This is a genomic window from Pseudomonas sp. 5Vm1k (assembly GCF_056161485.1).
The window spans coordinates 300,522-317,563 of sequence record NZ_JBSPCZ010000008.1; the positions used below are offsets into that span (position 1 = coordinate 300,522).

A 17,042-nucleotide genomic window follows, 5' to 3' on the forward strand; every position below is an offset into this window, starting at 1 on the left:
AAGCAGGGCGCAGCATCCTCCCTTGAGGGATGCGATGCAATCTACACAAAACAGTAAAACTGCCCCGCAAAAAAACTTCGATTGATTTACTGTTGGCACCTGACCAGACGGGCCTTTGCGGCCCCGAACATCACAATAATCATAAAAATCCGAGGTAGTCCCGTGGCCGCTGATATCGACGATAGCCGCTATGCCCGCTTTGCCCTGCGCTGTTCAAGTTTTGCCGAACGCTGGTTCCCCGATTCCTGGGTGTTCGCCGCCCTGGCGGTGATCATCGTTGCCCTGGCGACCATGGCCATGGGCGCCAAACCCACCGACGCCGCCATGGCTTTCGGTGACGGGTTCTGGAGTCTGATTCCGTTCACCATGCAAATGGCGTTCGTGGTGATTGGCGGCTATGTGGTTGCCAGTTCGCCGCCGGCGGTGAAGCTGATCGATCGCCTAGCGCGAATCCCGAAAAACGGCCGCTCCGCCGTGGCTTGGGTCGCGTTGATTTCCATGGTCGCGTCGCTGCTGAACTGGGGCTTGTCGCTGGTGTTCGGTGGTTTGCTGGTACGCGCACTCGCGCGCCGCACCGATCTGAAAATGGATTACCGCGCCGCCGGTGCCGCTGCTTATCTGGGCCTTGGCGCCGTTTGGGCGCTGGGGCTGTCGTCGTCCGCGGCGCAATTGCAGGCCAACCCGGCCAGCTTGCCGCCGTCGATTCTGTCGATCACTGGCGTCATCCCGTTCACTCAAACTATCTTTCTCTGGCAGTCCGGCGTGCTGTTGCTGGCGCTGATCGTGGTCTCGCTGATCATTGCCTACGCCACCGCACCCGGCCCGAATTCTGCGCGTGACGCCAAGGCCTGCGGTATCGACCCGAGTTTCAACCTGCCGCCACTGCAACCGCGCACCCGTCCCGGCGAATGGCTGGAGCACAGTCCGTTGCTGACGATCCTGTTGGTGCTGTTGGCGGGCGGCTGGCTGTTCCATGAGTTCTCAACCAAACCGGCGATCAGCGCGATCTCCGGGTTGAACACCTACAACTTCCTGTTCCTGATGCTCGGCGCCCTGCTGCACTGGCGCCCGCGCAGCTTCCTCGATGCCGTGGCCCGGGCAGTGCCGACCACCACTGGCGTGCTGATCCAGTTTCCGCTGTACGGCTCGATTGCCGCGCTGATGACCACCGTCAAAGGCACCGACGCCCAGACCCTGGCCCACCACATCTCGACCTTTTTCGTACAGATCGCGTCCCACGACACCTACGCGCTGCTGATGGGCGTGTACTCGGCGATTCTCGGCTTCTTTATCCCGTCCGGCGGCGGCAAGTGGATCATCGAAGCCCCGTACGTAATGCAAGTGGCCACCGACCTGAACTACCACCTGGGCTGGGCCGTGCAGATCTACAACGCCGCCGAAGCCCTGCCGAACCTGATCAACCCGTTCTACATGCTGCCACTGCTGGGCGTACTGGGATTGAAGGCGCGGGACTTGATCGGCTTTTCGTTCGTGCAGTTGTTGGTGCACACGCCGCTGGTGTTGTTTTTGCTGTGGGCGTTGGGGACGACGCTGGTTTATACGGCGCCGGTGATGCCTTAACCGAATTGATTGCACCTGCTCGGGGGAGTGGGTGCAGTCAGGACTGATCGGCAGGTAACACGTTCAACAGTTCGGGCAAGGCTGCCTGAACCGTGTCCCACACCACTTCAAGATTGATATCAAAGTAGCCGTGGGCAATGCGATTGCGCATACCACGCATGCTGCGCCACGGCACTTGGGTATTCTTCGTAGCGAACTCCGCGTAGCGATCCATGACCTTGGTCGCCGCCTCGCCAATGATGATGAGGCTCATGATGACGGCTTGCTGCGTGCGCTTATCCTCGAAAAACTCTTCCTTGCTCAGCCCTTCGACAAAAGTCAGCGCATCTGTAGCCGCCTGACGCATATGGTCAAGGTAGTCGCCGAGACGGTGATCCGTCATACGGGCCGTGCCTGCTCTAGCACCTGCTGACGAAACTTCACTGGAAGGTCTCCTGGCGTCAGCAGGTCAACAGTTACGCCGAGCAAATCCTCAAGCTCGACCTGAAGTCCGCCGAGATCAAAAAGTGTGGCTCCGGGCAATGCATCTACCAGCAGATCAAGATCACTTCCCTCTTTATCCGTTCCCAGTAGCACCGAGCCGAATACTCGAGGATTTGCCGTACGGAATCGGCCGACAACCTCGCGGACGGCTGCGCGTTGAAGATCAAGAGCGGTGGAGGGTTTCATTATTCACCTTTGCCAGGTTCTGTATGGCGCCAGTCTAGCAGTGCCTGAAGATGGTAAACACAGCGCACCGTTTCAGGATGCGCACCGACCTCGCAGTTCCAGCCAATCGAAACTCTGGTGTAACCTCCCCGTCACATAGCGCTGCTAGCGTCCCGCCGAAACACATTGCAACAATTTCGCGAAAAGGAATCGAAATGGCCGACGAAAAAGACGGAACCGACCTGCCCTCCCCCGACGCCGATCAACCTACCGACACCAGTCGCCGCCGCTTCCTTGGCGGTGTGGCCGTATTGGGTGTCGGGGCAACCCTGAGTGCTTGCGGCACTAAAAGTGATGACTCTGGCAAACCGGTCGAACGTCCGCTGACACCGGTCGAGTTGGATAAAGCCCTGCACGAAAATGTGAAAAACGTCGTGGTGATCTACGGCGAAAACCGTAGCTTCAATAACCTGTTTGCAGATTTCCCGGGTATCGAGAAGCCGCTGTCGGCGCTCAAACCGGACGACTATCAGCAACGAGACCGCGACGGCAATCCGTTGTCGACCCTGCCGCCGGTTTGGGGTGGCTTGAATCAGGTTGGCCCGCAAACCCTCGACGGCGTGACCTACCCCGCCGGCACGCAATTTCAGGAACACTTGCCCAACGCGCCGTTCGCCCTCAAAGGCCCGCAAGGTGAAGACTTGCCGCTGAGCCTGGTGACCCGCGACCTGTGGCATGTGTTCTATCAGAACCAGATGCAAATCAACGGCGGCAAGAATGACCACTTCGTGGCGTGGGCCGATTCCGGTGGTTTGACGATGGGGCATTACACCCAAACTCGCTATTCATTGCGCCTGTGGGATGTCGCCAAGGAGTTCGTGCTCTGCGACAACTTCTTCCAGGGCGCTTTCGGCGGCTCGTATCTGAATCATCAATACCTGATCAGCGCCCAGGTGCCGTTTTACCCGGATGCCGCCAATTCGATCGCCAAGCCCAATATCGCCACGCTGCAAAGCGATGACCCGACCGACAACCGCCTCAAGCCACTGGACGCCTCCCCCGCCAGCGCCATGACCGGCCCGCCGCAGTTCGGCCCGAGCCTGCTGACACCGGACGGCTACGCGGTGAACACCATGGCGCCGCCGTATTGGCCGACCTGGATTCGTGATCCCGAGCGCCCGGAATACGCCAAGCCATTGCCCAGCGTCCTGGTCCCGCAAACCCACGAGCACATCGGCGACAAGCTCTCGAAGAAGAACGTCGACTGGGCCTGGTACGGCGGCGCGTGGCAAGCCACGATCGATGAGTACAAGGATTCGGGGGCCATTCCGAAAATCCCCAACTTCCAGTACCACCACCAGCCGTTCAACTACTTCAAGCGCCAAGGCCCGGAAAACCCGGCCGAGCGCGCCAAACGTCTGCGCGATGGCGGGCTGGGTGATGAGTCGAGCACTAACAAGTTCCTGGCCGATGCCGAGGCCGGCAAACTGCCAGCGGTGACGTTCTACAAGCCTCAGGGCAACCTGAACATGCACGCCGGTTACGCCGACATTGCATCAGGCGACCGGCATATCGTGCGGGCGTTGAAGGTGCTGCAGCAAAGTCCGCAGTGGAAAAACATGGTGGTGGTGATCACCGTCGACGAGAACGGCGGCTGGTGGGACCACGTTGCACCACCAAAAGGTGATCGTTGGGGCCCGGGGACGCGCATCCCGGCGCTGGTGATTTCACCTTTTTCGCGCAAGGGCACGGTGGATCACACGGTGTATGACACCGCCTCGATCCTGCGGTTGATCACCCGCACTTTTCAACTGGAAACCCTCGACGGGATCAAAATGCGCGATGACGCAATGATTGCCCGAGGGCAGAAGCCGATGGGGGATTTGACTAACGCCCTGCATTTTTCGGCGTGATTGATTGAAGATCAAAAGATCGCAGCCTTCGGCAGCTCCTACGGGGGGAATGTCATTGGCTGCGATTTTTTGCGTGGGTACTGGACCGCTCGACACATCTGGTTTCAGTATGTACCCGCCCCCGCCTACGAGGGCCAACGCTGAAAAGGATCTGAGCATGTTCAAACTCGCAGGATTTACCCTCGCCGCCCTCACCCTGAGCGCCGCCGCCCACGCCGATGTCGATCTCAAGCTGGGCAGCACTGAACGCGTCACCCGCCTCTTCGCTTACCCCAACAATTGCAACGTGATCTGCTTTCGCAACTGGACGCTGGAGCAAACCGTCGAGCATTACCTGACCCAGAGCGTGCAGCGTGACGGGTACAGCGCCGCGAAAGTCCGGGTCAAAACCGATAATCATCAGCTCTACGCCGACATCACTGGCGTGCCCAAGGGTTATGACAAACCCTTGGCAGCGCTGCTCGATGCCGGCGACCTGGCCTATAACGGCGCCAAAAAGCTCAACATTGATGGCAAATGGGCTTATAGCTGGTATCTGTTCCTGCCGTTGGGCATGGCCCTGGAAAACCGCAAAAGTGTCGAGTTGCTGCACTTCCCGCCGGATTACTCCCTGACCCAGGCCCAGGACTATCTGGAATCGGCCACGACTGATCGTTGGGCCACGCTGCTGGTCGCCAACGGCATTCCAACTGCCCAGACACCGGGCTATCAGACCATCATCGACATCGCGCCGATTGCCGCGCCGTCCAGCGCGGGCAAGGATCTGGAAGGTGTCTACGACTACTTCAAGGACTACCAGACCACCATGGTCAAGGAAGTCAGCCAGAACGCCAAAGGCGCAGCGTTGCCGATGGTCGCCTTCGGCGCGCCGGTGCGTAATTGGATCAAACAGCAATACGGGGCGACCGTCGGTGTACTCGGCCTGGCAACAATCAGCCCGAGCGCCGGTGTGAAAGTGCCGGTACTGGGTTCCAACCATCCAAGCTACATCTGGTACGCCGCCGACCCGGCCAGTTACACCGGCCCCGATGCCCAGGCCAAGGCTGATGCCGCCGGCCTGACCGTCATGGGCCAGGATTTGAGCGCCGCGTGCTGGCAGGCGGGAATGGGCAGCAAGCCGGGCAGCGATCCGTCGGCCCAGCTGAAAAGCTGTACCCAGACCTGGCAAGTAACCCAGAAAGAAAAAACCTGCGAGCTGTTCTACACCTCGATCCGCAACCTGACGCCGGCTGATGCAGCGGCCAAGTGCGCCACGCCGCCGGTCAAGTCGCAGCTGCAACAGCTGCAAGCCCCGGCCCCGGCGCCTGCGGTTCCTGCACCACACCTCTGAAACGGAAAAGGCCTTTTGCGCGCGATACGCAAAAGGCCTCTACCGCAGGGTTTACAACGCCCCGACTGGGCGCAAGCGATACTGCGGCGGCAGTTGTTCAAAACCGCTGATGGTCGCGTTCAGGCTTTTCCAGCGACCGTCCTTGATGCCGTAGATGCATCCGTGGATCGACAGGCTCTGCCCGCGATGCCAAGCGTTTTGCACAATGCTGGTGTGCCCGACGTTGGCAACTTGCTGGACCACGTTGAGCTCGCAGAGGCGGTCGACCCGTTCTTCTTCGGTGGGTAACTGGGCCAGTTCTTCGCGCTTTTCATAATAAAGATCACGAATTGAGCGCAGCCAGCCATCGATCAGGCCCAACTGACGGTCCTGCATCGAAGCGCGCACGCCGCCGCAGCCGTAGTGGCCGGTGACCAGAATGTGTTTGACCTTGAGCACGTCCACCGCGTACTGAATCACCGACAGGCAATTGAGGTCGGTGTGCAACACCACGTTGGCCACGTTACGGTGAACAAACAGGTCACCGGGCAGCATGCCAACGATCTCGTTCGCCGGCACCCGCGCATCGGAGCAACCGATCCACAGGTATTCCGGGGTTTGCTGGCGGGCCAGTTTGGCGAAGAAGTCAGGATCTTCTTTGGTGATCGCGTCAGCCCAGCGCTCGTTGTTATCAATCAGATCTTGTAATTCGTTCATGCAATGAAGCCTCAAGAATGATGCGCAGGTTTGACAGACGACCGTCCGTCGAGGTCACGCGCATGATGCAGATAGCCTAAACGTCCATGATCGGCATTCCATGCCGGTGGAATTCTCGCACGCCCAGTGGGTCCACCCTAGTAAGGCCCACAGTATGAGGAATTGCCATGACTGAATCACGACGTCCGTACGATGCGGTGCAACCCGAGCCCATCGATGACAACGAAGACCGCATGGGTTCGATGCATGAGCTGGATTTCGACGAGGAAGAACCCAGCGCCAAAATCGGTGACGAGCTACCGGAAAACGAACGCGAGCGCCTGATGCCCCGCGAGCGTGTGCGTGAAGCCGGCATGACCGGGGCCTCGACCGACGACCATGAGTCTACCGAGGATGACATGAGCCCGGAAACCTTGATTCTTGAAGACGGCGCGCGGGATGCCCATGAAGCCGGCCAAGGTGATCAGGCGGATTGGGACCTGAGCATTGTCGATGAAGACGATATTGGTGGTGGCAATGGGCTGGATGAGGCGGAGTTGGCGAAGCGCGATCCGATTGACGGGAATCGTTGATCGATCCAGCTGCTTGACCGAATCAACCTGTAGGAGCTGCCGAAGGCTGCGATCTTTTGATCTTCACTGTCGCCAGAAAGATCAAAAGATCGCAGCCTTCGGCAGCTCCTACAGGGATGTGTTCAATCGACCAGGGTACAGGCCATGACCACGGCATCTTCCCGCCCGCCCACCGCCGGATAATAATCCCGGCGCCGACCAATCTCGTTAAACCCATACCGCTCATACAACCGAAACGCCCCACGGTTGCTGTCACGCACTTCCAGGAAACACTCCCGCGCCTTGGCGTCATACGCCCGAGACATCAAATGCTCGAGCAACGTCAAACCCAGGCCTCGGCCCTGATTTTCCGGTTTGACCGTGATGTTCAGCAAATGTGCTTCATCAAGAATGATCTGCACCACGCCGTGGCCGACCTGTTGCGAGCCTTCGAACATCAGCCAGATCTGGTACTTGCCCAGGCCATCGAGAAAAATCCCGCGAGTCCACGGGTGGCTATAAGCCGCGTATTCGATTTTCAGTACAGCGTCCAGGTCTGCCTCGGTCATTGGGCGGAACGATACAGCGTCACTCATTTGATTCTTTCCAACGCGCCATCAGCCGACGCATGGCTTGCCAGACATCAGCCTTACGCTGTGGCTCTTCCATTAGGAGTTCCAGGCCCGGAAGGGCCCAGACCGAGCCCAGGCCTTCGACCTGGAGTTCACGGTTGAACGATTCGGCGTTGGCCTCGCCGGCAAAACGCACCGCCGGCAGGCCGATCAGCCACAGGCAGACGCACGGTGCGTCTTCGAGCCGGGCCGAGAGGAAACCTTGCACGAAGTCCCGAGCCGCTTCCGGCCCCTGGTCCATCGTGCCACGGACCAACAGCGGCCAGCGCACCGGTTCGCCGACGATTTGCGGGCTGTCCGGCAGACCGGCGGCGCGCAGCATGTCCTTCAGCAACATGTACGCAGGGTCACGGGTCTGGAAGGTTTCGCCTGTGGGTAACTCCACCAGCAGCAGGCAACGCCCGGCTCGCAGCAATTGCAGGGCGAAACGTGGTGGCGGCACGACTGGCGCCTTTGCCACGACCGGTGCGGCCTCTTCTTCGACCTTCGCCCCCGAGCGCGTGCTGGCCAGCGATGGGCGCGGCACTTCGATTTTCACCCGCTCGGCTGGTTTGGCCACCGGTTCCGCGGGCGTTTCAGCCACGGCAGCCGGCAGCACTGGCGCGACGACCAACGGCTCGGGCGCTTCCAGCAGCTCTGGCCGCGAGGGCGCAGCAAAGGGCAATTCGGTGCGCGGCAGCCAGTTGACCACCTGCATGGCGGTCAAATAAGCGCGGCGACGGGACTCGATAAGCAAAGGTCGGCCACTTGTGGATAACTAAAGTGCGGTGATTCTACCGCCCTTCGCTCAAGATCGCCCGCTGTTGATCAACACTCTTACCCATAGAAACAGCGACAGCCCGTCCCGCGAGTGAATCGCAACCGGCGTGATGCAGTACAATCGCTGCTTTTATTCGACAACCAGCCGGCCATCCCGATGATCGAACCCAAGCGCGTCTTGCGCGCCCTCGCTGAACACTGGGCACTTCTGGAGCCACTGTGCGAGCACTTCGACCAAGGCACCCTGAGCCTCAACGAACTGCGTTCACAGTTGGCCGCCCAGCAACTGGACAGTACACCGCAGGACATCACCAGCCTGCTGGACGTGTGGATCCGCCTCGATATTCTGGTGCCCGTGGCAAAAAGCCCGAACCGTTTCGAGCTCAATGCGCAGATCCACGACTTTCTCGCCTACCTGCGCCGTGAGCACCGTCTGGGCCTGTGCCTGGAAATCGAAGCCTATCTGCGCCACCTCGAGCGCCTGGCCGGTTATATCCAGGACGCCTTTGACATCCGTGACGGCCACGACCTGGCGCGCCAGTTGCGCTTGCTCGACATGCGCGTACGGGACGTTCTGAAGAAACTCGCCAACGACGAACAGGCCCTGGTGGCCGTCGCCGAACGCGCCAAGACCAGCGACCGGCAGATCCCGCTACGTCAGCGGTATGCCGAAGTACTGGCGACCTGGGACGAATACGTCGAGCCGATGATTCAGTTGGTCAACGCTGACGGCGCCTTCGAACAAGGCGTGCGCAAGGTCGAGAACGTGCTGCTGAAGATGCTCACCGAACAGCAACGCCTCGGCCACTTGGTCGACGACGACATGCTGCTGCGCACCCACGCGCGCATCCTCGAAATGCAGACCAGCGCCCAATTGACCTTGCGTCACGCCCGGGAATTGCTGCTGCCGCTGCGTGAAGAAGCCCGTCGGCACAACGCCGTGACCCGTGGCGCGGCGCTGGCCTTGTCGGCCATCCGTCGCAAAGGTATCGATGCGGTGCCGCAAGCGGCAATGCCGATGTTCACCCGGCCGCAAAGTACTTTCCTCGGCAGCGCCAGTCAGGTCGAAGCCTACGTTTATGCGCTGGCCCGATTCGAGCCGAAACCGGCGCGTTTCCCCAAGGCCCACAAAACCCAGAAAGGCGAAGCCCCACGCGCGCCACGCACGGTTCGGGAAATGCTCGAACGTTGCGAAGACGCCCTGCCGATGCCGGACCTGATGACCTGGTTGCTGGAGCAGGAGCCGGACGGCGCTACCGACGAATTGCTCTACTGGTTCTCGCGTCTGTCGCGGGAAAAACGCTTCACCCGCGAGCGCCTGGAACGCCGCGATTACCACACTCATGAGCACCAGGTCAGCCTGCGCTCCTTCGCCCTGCTCTCGGCCCGCGATACCGCCGCCGAGGATTCTGCGAGCATCCCAAATGCATCTTGATCTAAACGAACTGTCCCAGCTGGCGCCGATCTTTCGCGAGCTGTTCAAGGGCTACCACGTCAGCCGCCGCGATCCGGAGCTGTACGCGCAACTGTCGAATTTCCAGGACCAGTACCGCACGCTGTTCAAGGCGTTGGGCTTTGAACTGGTCTGCGACACCCGTGGTTTCTACTACTTCGTGCCGGACCTCGCTGCGGCGGCGGTGAACAAAACTGCGCAACGTCTGGCACTGTTCACTTTCATCCTCGTCGAGCACCTGGCCGACCAGGGCCGCGACCCGGTCGCCGTGCTCGACGGTGGCAGCCTTGGCCGCGATGAATTGCCATCGCTGCTGGAGAAGTACCGCGATCTGTTTATCCAGGCCGAAGTACAGACCGTCGAAGAACTCGAAGAAAAAATCATGCGCCGCATGACTCAGCTCGGTTTTGCCGGCGAAGAAAACGGCATCTACCGTTTCCTGCCGCCAATGCACCGCTTCCTCGATGTTTGCCTGTCGGTTCAGCAGGACCGCGATCTGGCGGCCAGCCTGCACAGCGTGTTGCCATTGCCGGTGCCGGTATTGATCGATGACGACAGCGACGAAAAGCTGCTGCAAACCGATGACCCGCTGGACCTCAGTGACTTCGAAGAAGAAAGCGAAGAAGACGCCATGGCCCGCGCCATTGCCGAAGAACAGGAGACCGACGCATGAGCAAGGAACGCTACGGCATTCGCCGCTTCGCCCTTTTGAACACCGCCGGTTACAGCCTCGGGCTGTTTCCGCTGGAAGAGCCGCTGTCGGTCTACGGCGCGAACAACCTTGGTAAATCCGCGTCGATCAACGCCTTGCAGTTCCCGATCCTGGCGCGCATGTCGGACATGAGTTTCGGCAAGTACAGCCTGGAACAATCCCGGCGTTTCTACTTCGCCTCGGACACCAGTTACATCCTGGTCGAAGTCTCGCTGCCCCACGGTCCGCACGTGATCGGTGTGGTCGGTCGCGGTCCGGGCGGTGGTTTCGGTCACCAGTTCTTTGCCTATGCCGGCAAACTCGACCTGGCCCACTACCAGAAAAACGACACCTGCCTGCGCCAGAAAGAACTGTTCACCAACCTTGAGCGCGAAGGCCTGAAAGCCTACGAACTCAAGCCGGATGAACTGCGGCGTTTGCTGGTCGGCGGTCACACCTCGATTCCGCTGGACCTGACCCTGATCCCGCTGCGTTCCACCAGCGAGCAGAGCCTGAAGACCTTCCGCGCGTTGTTCATCAACCTGCTGCACATGCGCGAAATTACCGCGGCCAAGCTCAAGCAACTGTTCCTCGACGCCTTCGAACACAGCCTGCGTTCCGGCAGTGTCGATTACATCGCGGCGTGCGAAGAAGCGTTCCGCGATGTACGACGCATGGAACAGGACTACAACTCGCTGGTCACCGCGGGTCCATTGGTCGAAGCGTTGGCCTCCGGCGTTACCCAGCGCAATATCCTGCGCGGCAAGTTGCATCGCATCTCGCCGCTGCTCGATTCGTTGCTCGGCACTTGGTCGGACTACGCCAGTGCGCGTAAGGAAGAGCTGACCATCCAGGCCGAGCACTACCGCAGCGAGCAGGATGCCCTGCAAAACGATCAGCGCGGCGGCACCCAGGAGCTGATGCGCCTGGAGCGGGAAATCACCGGCATCCAGCGCTGGCTCGGCGAGTTGTCGGTGCTCAGGCATCGCTTCGCGTTGGTCACTGACGTCAAAGTCCTCGAGCAGCAATTGCTGGCGGCCAAGGATGCTCACGATGAGCTGGCCGGTGCGCTGGCCCAGTCCCGGCAGTTCAGCGCCGAAGACTTGGAAGAGCGTCTTCGCGATCTGGAAAAACGCTTGAAGTCGGTGAAGCAGCAGCTCGATCACGCCGACAACAACAGCTATGCCCGTCTGCGTGAAGAGTTCTCGCAACAGGACGTCGAGCGCCTGATGCGCCTGTTCAACAGCGCGCTGTTCAGCCTGCCGCTGGGCGAGCACGGGATTACGCTGGACGAGGACGGTCAGTGGGTCAAATCCCTGGAACTGATCCTCGACGGCTTCAAAGGCGAGCGTTTCGAAGTGCCAGGCCTGGCCATCGACATCTCGCACATCGAGCCGCCGGCCCTGCAAGCCCTGGCTGACCGCGCCGCGTTGCGCGATCAGAAAGAGCGTCTGGAGAAAGAGCTCAAGCAACTGAAAACTCAGGCTGCCGTGGTCGCTGACCGCGCGGCGAGCAAGACCCAGACCGAAGCGCTGTACCAGCAAGTGCTGGATGCGCAGAAGGCCCTGGAAGATTTCCGCCGCGCGCAAACCTTGAGCGCCGAGGAAGACGACAAGCTTGAGCAACTGGCACAGATGGAAGCGGCGCAGGAAGAGTTGAAGCGTTCCAGTGACGCTTTCACCGAACGCGTCCAGCAACTGTCGGCCAAGCTACAACTGGTCGGCCGGCAAATCGGCGACATGGAAGCCAAGCAACGCACCCTCGACGACGCCTTGCGCCGCCGTCAGCTGTTACCGGCAGATCTGCCGTTCGGCACGCCGTTCATGGACCCGATCGACGATTCCATGGACAACCTGCTGCCGCTGCTCAATGACTATCAGGACAGCTGGCAGGGTTTGCAGCGCAGCGATGGCCAGATCGAGGCGCTGTATGCGCAGGTTCGCCTCAAGGGCGTGGCCAAATTCGACAGCGAAGACGATATGGAGCGTCGCCTGCAATTGCTGATCAACGCATACGCGCACCGTACCGACGAAGCGCTGACCCTCGGCAAGGCACGTCGTGCCGCCGTGACGGACATCGCCCGGACCCTGCGCAACATCCGCAGCGACTACGACAGCCTCGAGCATCAACTGGCGCTGTTCAACCGCGAGATCAACAAGCGTCAGGTGTCCAACCTGCAGAGCTTCCGCATCGTCCTCGCGCCGAACAAAGAAGCCCTCAAGCACATCGACCAGATCATCCACAGCGCCGGCCAGTACGAAGAAGGCGAAACCCTTTCCGTGTTCGACCTGAGCCAAAGCGCCGATCAGGACAACAAGAACGAAGAAGCCAAGGAATACCTGGCGAGGCTGGTGGCGGCGAACCACAACCAGCTCGGCCTCAAAGACTTGTTCGAGCTGGCGTTCGAGATCACCAAGGTCAACGGCCAGCCGGTGATCCACACCGACATCGATGGCGCGGCGTCCAACGGCACCACCATGACCATCAAGGCGCTGACCAACATGTACTTGTTGCTGCACTTGATGGACCGCGACCAGGCCGGCCGCGTGCGCCTGCCGTACTACCTCGACGAGGCGGCGGACATCGACGAGAAGAACCAGGCAGCCTTGCTGGAAACCAGCCTGCAACTGGGCTTCGTGCCGATCCTGGCGAGTGTGAAGCCGCAAGTCTGCGCCAGTGTGGCGATTGACCTGGAAGGTGGCAGCGGGCCGAACGGGATCTACATCGATGAGGCGGACTGGAAGTACATTCGCCGGCATGATGAGGTGAAGGCGACGGTGAATGTTGGAGCGGATGAGCCGGAGTTGGATGCGGTTTGAGTTGAACCGTTAGATATGAAAAAGGCCGCGATCCATTGGATTTCGGCCTTTTTTTGTGGGCTGAAGCCTGAGGTATTTCAGTGTTCTTTCGGGCCTCTTCGCGAGCAGGCTCGCTCCCACAATAGTTCGGCGTACACCGGAATTAATGTGGGAGCGGGCTTGCTCGCGAAGGCGTCAGCACAGACGCCGCAAGACTACTTGCCGAGTGAAATCTTCGGCGCCCAAGTCAGCCATTCATCTTCAAACTTATCGAACAACGGGAACGTCTGCTCAGGCCGGGCTGGCGTGCCCATACGCTCGCCGTCCGGCGTGGCAAAAGCGATGCCGCCCTGAATCAGCGTCTCCAGCGACTCAGTCCGCACTGTCGCGCCTTTGAACAAACCGAAGTCCAGGCCAAAACCGCTGGTGTTCCAGAACCGCGTGCCGCTGCGCACCAGGGGCGCGTACTTCGGCTCGATCAGGATATGCACCAACACGCGGTCTGCGGTTTGACCCAACTCGTAACCGGTGACTTTGCCGACGGTGATTTCGCGATAGGTCACCGGCACACCGGTTTTCAGCGAACCACGGCGAGCGGCGCTCAACACCAGACTCAACCCGGCCTCAACCTTGGCGGAGTCGGGTGGATTGGCCAGTGCGACGAAGTTCTTCTGTGGGCCGAGGTTTTTTGCCGCTGGTTGCACCTCGATGTACTGACCGGTGACCAGGGTTTCCAGATTCGAAGTCTTGATCAGACCCAGCTCTGGCTTGACCACCCAGAACTGGCTGCCCACTCGGGCAATGCGTTCCGGCACTTCGGTAATCCGCGCGGTCAGCATCACCGACTGTAAGTCATCCGTGAGGTCGACATCTTCGATCTTGCCAACGTCCAACCCTTTAAAGCGGATTGGCGTGCCGGTACGCAAGCCGTCAGCGCGATCAACCTTGATGGTGACCACCGCTCCTTTCTGGTTCGCCTCGTCATGGCTCGGGAACAAACGGAAACGCGGGATCTTCTTCTGCAACGGCGCCTTGGCTTCCGGGGTTTCGAAGGCAATACCGCCGGCCATCAGGCTTTGCAACGATTCACTCTTGACCTGGATGCCGCCGGTCAAACCACCACTGAGGGTGATGCCGCTGGCGTTCCAGAATCGCGATGAGGCGTTGACCAGCCCTTCGTATTCCTTCTCGATATGAACACCAATGATCAGCTGTTTCTTGGTCTTGGAAAACTGATAGCTCTGGACCGAACCGACCTTGACCTGTTTGTAGAGGATCGGGCTACCGACTTCCAGGGAGCCCAAGTTGTCTGTGAACAACACCATGTGCAGCCCCGGTGAGCGCAAGTCCAGCGGCGGCGCCTTGGCCCGCGCCACGAACTCGCGCTGCGGCGCACTGCCTTTGTCACCGGGACGAATCGCGATGTAGTTACCTTTGACCAAGGCTTCCAGACCGGTGATGCCCGCCAGGGAAATCGACGGTTTTACTACCCAGAACTGAGTGCCGGTGACCAGGTAATCCTCGGCCAGCGGATCCAGGGTCAACTCGGCGGTGGCGGCAGACAGGTCCGGATCAATCTTCAGCGCCTTCAGGTTGCCGACCTGGATACCTTTGTACATCACGGGCGTACGGCCAGCCTGCAGGCCTTCGAAGTCACTGAGTTTGACCTTCACCCGAATACCGGCGGCGGCTGCATCGAAGTCTTCATAGAGACGGAATGGCAGGCTCGGATCGGTGGGCGGGCTGTCCTTGCGGTTTTCCGGTGTGGCGAACGCGATACCGCCGGCGACGATGCTGGCCAGGGACTCACTGCGGATTTTCACCCCGGACAGATTGGCGTCGATGCTGATGCCGCTGGAGTTCCAGAAGCGCGTGTGTTTGCGTACCAGACTGGCGTAGGTGGGCTCGATAAAGACTTTGAGCTCGACCGTGCTTTGGTCTTCGGACAGTAGATAGCTTTTGACCTGACCGACCTTGATCTGCTTGTAGAACACCGGGCTGCCACGGTTCAACGAACCGAGACGATCAGCCTTGATGGTCAGGTGCAGACCGGGCTTGGAATCAGACAATGGCGGTTCTTCAGCCAGGGCCTTGAACTTGCGGGTCGGTTCGCCCTCACCGGGGCTGACGGCGACATAGTTGCCCGATACCAGGGTTTCCAGACCCGTGATACCTGCCAGGCTCACGCTTGGTTTGACCAGCCAGAACCGGGTGCTGGTCTTGAGGTATTGCTCCACGTCCTTGTTCATCTCGATGGTGGCGATCACCCCTTTGGAGCTGCCTTCGTCATCGAGCTTGAGAGTCTTCACCTTACCGACCGACATGCCTTTGTAGACCACTTCAGTCTTGTTGGCCTGGATGCCCTCGCCGCTTTCGAAGCGCACCTGAATCTCGATGCCGGTTTCGTTATAGGCACGCCAGCCGAGCCAGCCGCCGATGATCAGGGCGATCAGTGGCAGGACCCAGATAGCTGACCAGTTCGAGGCCGGTCGGGTTTTCGCTGTAGGCAAATCAGTCATGGTCGTCGTCCGACTCCGTGTTATCCCAAATCAGTCGGGGATCGAAAGTAACTGCGGCAAGCATCGTCAGAATCACCACACTGGCGAAGGCGATGGCGCCAAGATTGGCTTCGACGCTGGCAAGCCGTCCGAAATTCACGACCGCCACCAGGATGGCGATCACAAAGATATCCAGCATTGACCAACGGCCGATGAACTCGATAAAGCGGTACATCACAATCCGTTGGCGTGCCGACAGGGGCTGGCGACGTTGCACCGAAAACAACAGCAACGCGATGCCCACCAACTTGAACGTTGGTACCAAAATACTGGCGATAAAAACCACGGCAGCGATGGGAATCATGCCGTGCTGAACCAGTTGGATCACGCCGGACATGATGGTGCTGGGATCGCCCTTGCCCAGAGAGCTGACGGTCATGATCGGCAGCACATTGGCCGGGATGTAGAGAATCGCGGCGGTGATCAACAACGCCCAGGTACGCGCCAAGCTGTTCGGACGACGGGCGTGAACCAGCGCACCGCATCGGGTGCACACCTGCTCGTCGGTATCAGCTTCCTGCTTGTTCAACTCATGACATTCGATACAAATCAGAATGCCTGCATCAATCGCCCGCATGGGCATCTTCTCCTGACAAAGCCTGCCAGATCTGGTGAGGCGACATCACAACCTCCAACCACACCTGGACCAACAACAAGCTGATAAAGCACGCCAGGCCGAGACCGACGGTGATCGCTGCCATATCTGCCAGCTTGACGATCGCAACCAGCACGCCCATGAGGTAAACCTCGAGCATTCCCCAATCCCGAAGGTGGTGATAAATGCGGTAGAGCAACAAGCCGTAACTGCGCCCGATATCAAAACGAATGCTCAGCAGGACCAGCAACTGGCAGAGCAATTTGAGCAGCGGGATCCCCATGCTGCACAGAAACACGACGACCGCGACGCCTTGCATGCCGGTGTTGAACAGGCCGACAACGCCGGTCCAGACAGTGTCTTGCGACGACTGCCCGAGTAGATTGAGCTGCATGATGGGTAAAAAGTTCGCCGGGATATACAACAACAGTGCGGCGATGACCAAAGCGAGACTGCGCTGGACCACGTTATGGCGGTGGGCATAGAGCTCGTAGCCACAGCGTGGACAGAGGGCTTTCTCGCCACGGGCGAGTTCGGGCTTGCGCATCAGCAGGTCGCACTCATGACACGCCACCAAGTCGTCCAGCGGTAAATCTGACAGCCCTGGGGCGTCAACCGAATCTGGCATAAAAGGCTCTTGCTCCGAAAAAAGTTGGGCCTATTCTAGTGTTCTGAATCGAAAATAACTGTGCAAATTTGTGCTGCTATCTGGGCACACTTTTCTGCGGGCAAAAACAAAACCCCTACCTGCATACGCAGATAGGGGTTTCGGAATTTAATCTTGACGATGACCTACTCTCACATGGGGAAACCCCACACTACCATCGGCGATGCATC

General features: G+C 59.7%; 15 protein-coding genes. 7 read left to right on the top strand and 8 right to left on the bottom strand.

Features of this window, described 5'->3' with window-relative positions; genetic code table 11:
• The first annotated feature begins 162 nt into the window (after positions 1-162).
• The gene (locus ACWIKB_RS18310; RefSeq protein ID WP_475268601.1) at positions 163-1,581 is read left to right on the top strand and encodes a short-chain fatty acid transporter; all 1,419 of its coding nucleotides are present in this window, start codon (positions 163-165) and stop codon (positions 1,579-1,581) included.
• A 37-nt stretch (positions 1,582-1,618) separates the two neighbouring features.
• Here ACWIKB_RS18310 and ACWIKB_RS18315 read toward each other — a convergent pair whose 3' ends face one another.
• Together ACWIKB_RS18315 and ACWIKB_RS18320 are read right to left on the bottom strand one after the other, a co-directional pair.
• Entirely contained in the window at positions 1,619-1,963 is a 345-nt protein-coding gene (locus ACWIKB_RS18315; RefSeq protein WP_475268603.1) for a HepT-like ribonuclease domain-containing protein, read from the bottom strand.
• Complete coding sequence (locus tag ACWIKB_RS18320; RefSeq protein WP_475268605.1) at positions 1,960-2,250, bottom strand: nucleotidyltransferase family protein; 291 nt, start codon at positions 2,248-2,250, stop codon at positions 1,960-1,962. Before ACWIKB_RS18320 ends, ACWIKB_RS18315 begins: the two co-directional genes overlap by 4 nt.
• A gap of 194 nt (positions 2,251-2,444) precedes the next feature.
• Here ACWIKB_RS18320 and ACWIKB_RS18325 point away from each other — a divergent pair, with 194 nt between their 5' ends.
• Both ACWIKB_RS18325 and ACWIKB_RS18330 read left to right on the top strand, forming a co-directional pair.
• Positions 2,445-4,142, top strand: a complete 1,698-nt coding sequence (locus ACWIKB_RS18325; RefSeq protein ID WP_475268606.1) for an acid phosphatase — start codon at positions 2,445-2,447, stop codon at positions 4,140-4,142.
• 157 nt (positions 4,143-4,299) lie between these two features.
• A complete protein-coding gene (locus tag ACWIKB_RS18330) occupies positions 4,300-5,472 on the top strand; it encodes a hypothetical protein (protein WP_475268608.1) in 1,173 nt (390 codons plus the stop codon).
• A gap of 51 nt (positions 5,473-5,523) precedes the next feature.
• On the opposite strand, the gene can is transcribed toward ACWIKB_RS18330, so the two are convergent.
• Positions 5,524-6,168 (bottom strand): carbonate dehydratase, encoded by a 645-nt coding sequence (gene can / locus ACWIKB_RS18335; protein ID WP_475268610.1) that lies wholly within the window; start codon positions 6,166-6,168, stop codon positions 5,524-5,526.
• Between the two features lie 167 nt (positions 6,169-6,335).
• Here can and ACWIKB_RS18340 point away from each other — a divergent pair, with 167 nt between their 5' ends.
• Positions 6,336-6,740, top strand: a complete 405-nt coding sequence (locus ACWIKB_RS18340; protein ID WP_475268611.1) for a serine kinase/phosphatase — start codon at positions 6,336-6,338, stop codon at positions 6,738-6,740.
• 122 nt (positions 6,741-6,862) lie between these two features.
• Here ACWIKB_RS18340 and rimI read toward each other — a convergent pair whose 3' ends face one another.
• On the bottom strand, positions 6,863-7,315 hold the full coding sequence (gene rimI / locus ACWIKB_RS18345) for a ribosomal protein S18-alanine N-acetyltransferase (RefSeq protein ID WP_054045745.1): 453 nt from the start codon (positions 7,313-7,315) through the stop codon (positions 6,863-6,865).
• The gene (locus ACWIKB_RS18350; RefSeq protein ID WP_475268639.1) at positions 7,308-8,048 is read right to left on the bottom strand and encodes a P-loop NTPase family protein; all 741 of its coding nucleotides are present in this window, start codon (positions 8,046-8,048) and stop codon (positions 7,308-7,310) included. Before ACWIKB_RS18350 ends, rimI begins: the two co-directional genes overlap by 8 nt.
• Positions 8,049-8,267: 219 nt before the next feature.
• On the opposite strand from ACWIKB_RS18350, the gene mksB reads away from it, so the two are divergent.
• From mksB to mksF, 3 genes are read left to right on the top strand one after another with little or no spacing between them, the layout of a single operon-like run.
• Positions 8,268-9,545: an Mks condensin complex protein MksB gene (gene mksB / locus ACWIKB_RS18355; protein WP_429512478.1), complete on the top strand. Its 1,278-nt coding sequence runs from the start codon at positions 8,268-8,270 to the stop codon at positions 9,543-9,545.
• Positions 9,535-10,236 (top strand): Mks condensin complex protein MksE, encoded by a 702-nt coding sequence (gene mksE / locus ACWIKB_RS18360; protein WP_038981553.1) that lies wholly within the window; start codon positions 9,535-9,537, stop codon positions 10,234-10,236. The genes mksB and mksE overlap by 11 nt, the downstream gene beginning before the upstream one ends.
• Positions 10,233-13,073 (top strand): Mks condensin complex protein MksF, encoded by a 2,841-nt coding sequence (gene mksF / locus ACWIKB_RS18365; RefSeq protein WP_475268613.1) that lies wholly within the window; start codon positions 10,233-10,235, stop codon positions 13,071-13,073. Before mksE ends, mksF begins: the two co-directional genes overlap by 4 nt.
• 194 nt (positions 13,074-13,267) lie before the next feature.
• Here the strand turns inward: mksF and ACWIKB_RS18370 are convergent, their stop codons facing one another.
• Genes ACWIKB_RS18370 through ACWIKB_RS18380 form a run of 3 tightly spaced genes read right to left on the bottom strand, consistent with a single transcriptional unit; the run spans position 13,268 to position 16,833 of the window.
• Positions 13,268-15,571: a PqiB family protein gene (locus ACWIKB_RS18370; RefSeq protein WP_475268615.1), complete on the bottom strand. Its 2,304-nt coding sequence runs from the start codon at positions 15,569-15,571 to the stop codon at positions 13,268-13,270.
• Entirely contained in the window at positions 15,564-16,187 is a 624-nt protein-coding gene (locus tag ACWIKB_RS18375; protein ID WP_475268617.1) for a paraquat-inducible protein A, read from the bottom strand. The genes ACWIKB_RS18370 and ACWIKB_RS18375 overlap by 8 nt, the downstream gene beginning before the upstream one ends.
• Positions 16,174-16,833, bottom strand: a complete 660-nt coding sequence (locus ACWIKB_RS18380; protein ID WP_475268619.1) for a paraquat-inducible protein A — start codon at positions 16,831-16,833, stop codon at positions 16,174-16,176. The genes ACWIKB_RS18375 and ACWIKB_RS18380 overlap by 14 nt, the downstream gene beginning before the upstream one ends.
• Between the last annotated feature and the right edge of the window lie 209 nt (positions 16,834-17,042).